Origin of the sequence: Pedobacter sp., assembly GCF_035317785.1 — a bacterium.
Lineage (GTDB): Bacteria > Bacteroidota > Bacteroidia > Sphingobacteriales > Sphingobacteriaceae > Pedobacter.
On record NZ_DATHGC010000229.1, the window covers coordinates 1 to 3,784 of the forward strand.

Genomic DNA, 3,784 nt, shown 5'->3' on the forward strand with positions numbered 1-3,784 from the left:
TGCGATCCGCCGCTCAAGGGCAGGTTTGCAAGACAAACGCAAACCGATCGGTTCCTTTATATTTCTTGGTACTACAGGTGTTGGTAAGACTGAGCTGGCCAAAGCACTGGCAGAATTCTTATTTAACGATGAGAACGCCATGACGAGGATAGACATGAGCGAATACCAGGAACGTCATGCGGTTTCCCGTTTGATCGGTGCACCTCCGGGATATGTTGGTTATGATGAAGGCGGGCAGTTAACTGAAGCGGTAAGGCGTAAACCTTATTCTGTGGTACTCCTGGATGAGATTGAAAAAGCACATCCTGATGTCTTTAACATCTTGCTGCAGGTACTCGATGATGGCCGTCTGACCGATAATAAAGGCCGGGTGGTGAACTTCAAGAATACCATCATCATCATGACTTCCAACATTGGTTCGCACCTGATCCAGGACAATTTTAAATCGCTGGATGACGATAACCGTGATGAGGTGATCGCGAAAACGAAAAACGAATTGTTTGAATTGCTGAAACAAACCATCAGACCGGAGTTTTTGAACCGTATTGATGAGCTGATTATGTTTACTCCTTTAAACAGGACCGAGATCAGGGACATTGTATCGCTGCAGTTCAGAAATGTACAGGATACACTGGCTGAAATGGGAATTCAGATAGAGGCTTCAGCTGAGGCACTGGACTGGCTGGCTGAGTTGGGTTATGATCCGCAATTTGGAGCCAGGCCGCTGAAACGTGTGATCCAGAAAAGAATTTTGAACGAATTGTCTAAAGAGATCCTTGCCGGCAAGATTGATAAGGACAGCAAGATCAAATTAGATATGTTTGACCATCAGTTTGTGTTTTTGAATAACGAATAATTGGTCTTCGTCATTGCGAGGTAGCACAGCGACGAAGCAATCTCATTAATAGTCAAGATGAGATTGCTTCGTCGTTCCTCCTCCCAATGACGATATTATATCGCAGTTCGATTTTACGCCGACCGAAAACTACTTCTTCCTCGTTTCAATATTCGGCAGGAAAGCCGTGAGCATCCCTATCAGCGGCAGAAAAGAACAAACATGAAATACATATTCAATACTTGTACTGTCTGCAAGCTTACCTAATAATGCCGATCCTATACCGCCCATTCCAAAAGCGAAGCCAAAGAACAAACCCGCTACCAGCCCTACTTTTCCGGGAATCAGCTCCTGTGCATAAACCAGGATTGCTGAAAAAGCTGAAGCTAAGATCATTCCTATAGGCACAATAAGGACGCCTGTCCAGAACAGATTGGCATAAGGCAGCAGCAAGGCAAAAGGCGCTGTTCCAAGAATGGAGAACCAGATCACATACTTTCTGCCAAACCTGTCGCCAACAGGCCCTCCTATTAGTGTACCCGCTGCGACCGATACCAGGAAAACAAAAAGATAGACCTGCGAAGACTGCACTGATACCCGAAATTTATCGATTACATAGAAGGTAAAATAACTGGTCAGACTGGCCATATAAAAATATTTGGAGAAGATCAGCACCAGAAGAACAATGACTGATCCGATTACCCTGTTTTTAGAAAAAGTACTGACCTGGCTGCTGATCTTAGCGCTTTGCCTTGCCTTGGTCACCATATATCCCTTATACCAGTTGCCTACCCTGCTCAGGATCATAATGGCGATCAAAGCAATCGCTGAAAACCAGATCACGCTGTGCTGTCCATAGGGAACGATGATCCAGGCCGCCAGTAAAGGTCCAAGCGAACTGCCGAAATTTCCGCCAAGCTGAAAGATAGATTGGGCAAGTCCTCTCCTGCCGCCAGAGGCAGCATGGGCCATCCGGGATGCTTCAGGATGAAAAATAGAAGATCCTGTACCCACCAGGGCTACTGAGATCAGCATCATATAAAATCCGGTGGATTGCGACAAAATTACCAAACCAAGCAAGGTAAAACCCATACCTGCAGCCAGCGAATAAGGTTGTGGTTTTTTATCGGTATAGAGCCCGACAAAAGGCTGGAATAGCGACGCTGCCATTTGGAAAGTTAGCGTGATCAGGCCAATTTGTGTGAAACTGAGGTGATAAGAATTCTTCACGACAGGATATATCGCAGGAATGAGAGACTGGATGGTATCGTTTAACAGATGTGAAAAACTTATAGCAAAAAGGATCGGAAAAACAGTTTTTTCAACTGCGTTTTGCGTTGTAGAGGCAGTATTCATATTGAATCAAGGAAAGTTTCAAAGGTAGGGAATATATTAATCTGATAAGTACTTTTATTAAAAACGGTTTAGGTACCTTACCAGAGTTTTGTTTAACATTTAGACAAAAAACATAAATAAACCTAACAATCACAGAACAATTCTTTTCATTCTGTTGTTATATCAGTAATAATTCCCCTTTTAATATGAAAATTGCTTACATCTCTACTTATCCTCCGCGCGAATGTGGAATTGCTACGTTTAACAACAACCTGTTAAAGGCAATTGGTTACAATAAAAACATGGTATCTGAAGACAGCTTTGTAGTAGCAATGAACGATGCCGATACCATAGATGAATATGAGTATCCAAAGGAGGTGAAATACATCATCAGGCAGGAAAATCAAAAAGATTACATCCGTGCTGCTGATTATATCAATACCAGTCTGGCAGATGCCTGTATCCTGGAACATGAATATGGAATATTTGGCGGTGAAAGCGGCGTATATATCCTGCCCCTGCTGGCGCGGCTTCAAAAACCACTGATTACTATTTTTCACACGATATTAAAGGATCCTAACTACATGCAGCTTACGGTACTGCGTGAGGTAGCAAAATACTCTTCCAGAATAGTGGTGATGAGCCATAGGGCTGTAGGTTTTCTGACCAGCATTTATGGAATTCCTTTTGAAAAAATCCAGTTGATTGAACATGGGGTGCCTGATCTGGAGCCAAAAGATGACAATCCTGTCAAAAATTCACTGGCATTTAAAGGAAAGAAGGTGCTCTTTACTTTTGGTCTGATCAGCAGAAATAAGGGATTGGAAACCGTAATTGAAGCGTTGCCTAAAATAGTCGAAAAAAACCCTGATGTGATGTATGTGATCCTTGGGACCACGCATCCTGGCGTAATCCGTAACTCAGGGGAGGAATACAGGGACAGCCTGAAGCGTCTGGCTAAAAAACTAAATGTAGAAAACAACCTGACTTTCATCAATAAATTTGTATCTGAACAGGAACTGCACGATTACCTGACTGCCTGTGAAATGTACATTACCCCATATTTAAATGAAGCTCAGATCACCAGCGGGACATTATCTTATGCTGTTGGTGCCGGAGCCGCTGTCATATCCACACCTTACTGGCATGCACAGGAACTGCTGGCTGACCATCGGGGCAGGTTGTTTGATTTTAAAGATAGTGATGCCCTTGCCGGTATAGTGAATGAGCTTTTTGAGGATCCTGCAAAACTGAAGCAGTTGAAGACCAATGCCTATGAATACGGGTTGCACATGCGCTGGCCCAGTACAGGGGAAGTATTTATAGACGTGCTGGATGAGGCGATCTCTAAATTCTTGTCTGAAAAAGAAATTGGCAACAAGCCGATCATTGATCCTGATATGATGCCTGCATTTAGCCTCGCGCATATTCAAAGACTGACCGATGACACGGGTATCGTACAGCATGCCAAGTATGGCATTCCTAACCTCAAGGAAGGTTATTGTCTGGATGACAACGCCAGAGCGTTAATATTGACGATCCTTGCGTACCAGCAAAATAAAAGCAAAGCTGCGCTGGATCTGATTCCGATATATCTGAGTTATATTCAGTATA

3 protein-coding genes are annotated in these 3,784 nt (G+C 43.5%); 2 read left to right on the plus strand and 1 reads right to left on the minus strand.

The features are described from left to right. The coding region (locus tag VK541_RS13955; protein ID WP_324370939.1) for an AAA family ATPase at window positions 1–856 on the plus strand (856 nt) is incomplete at its 5' end. Between the two features lie 129 nt (window positions 857–985). Here the strand turns inward: VK541_RS13955 and VK541_RS13960 are convergent. Continuing rightward, complete coding sequence (locus tag VK541_RS13960) at window positions 986–2,191, minus strand: MFS transporter (RefSeq protein WP_324370940.1); 1,206 nt, start codon at window positions 2,189–2,191, stop codon at window positions 986–988. 185 nt (window positions 2,192–2,376) lie between these two features. Here VK541_RS13960 and VK541_RS13965 point away from each other — a divergent pair. Further along, on the plus strand, window positions 2,377–3,784 hold a 1,408-nt coding region (locus tag VK541_RS13965; protein WP_324370941.1), incomplete at its 3' end, for a glycosyltransferase family 4 protein.

What these genes read in the sequence shown, in the direction of transcription:
- VK541_RS13960 (WP_324370940.1), bottom strand. Translation starts at nt 2,191, where the DNA reads ATGAATACTGCCTCTACAACGCAAAACGCAGTTGAAAAAACTGTTTTT.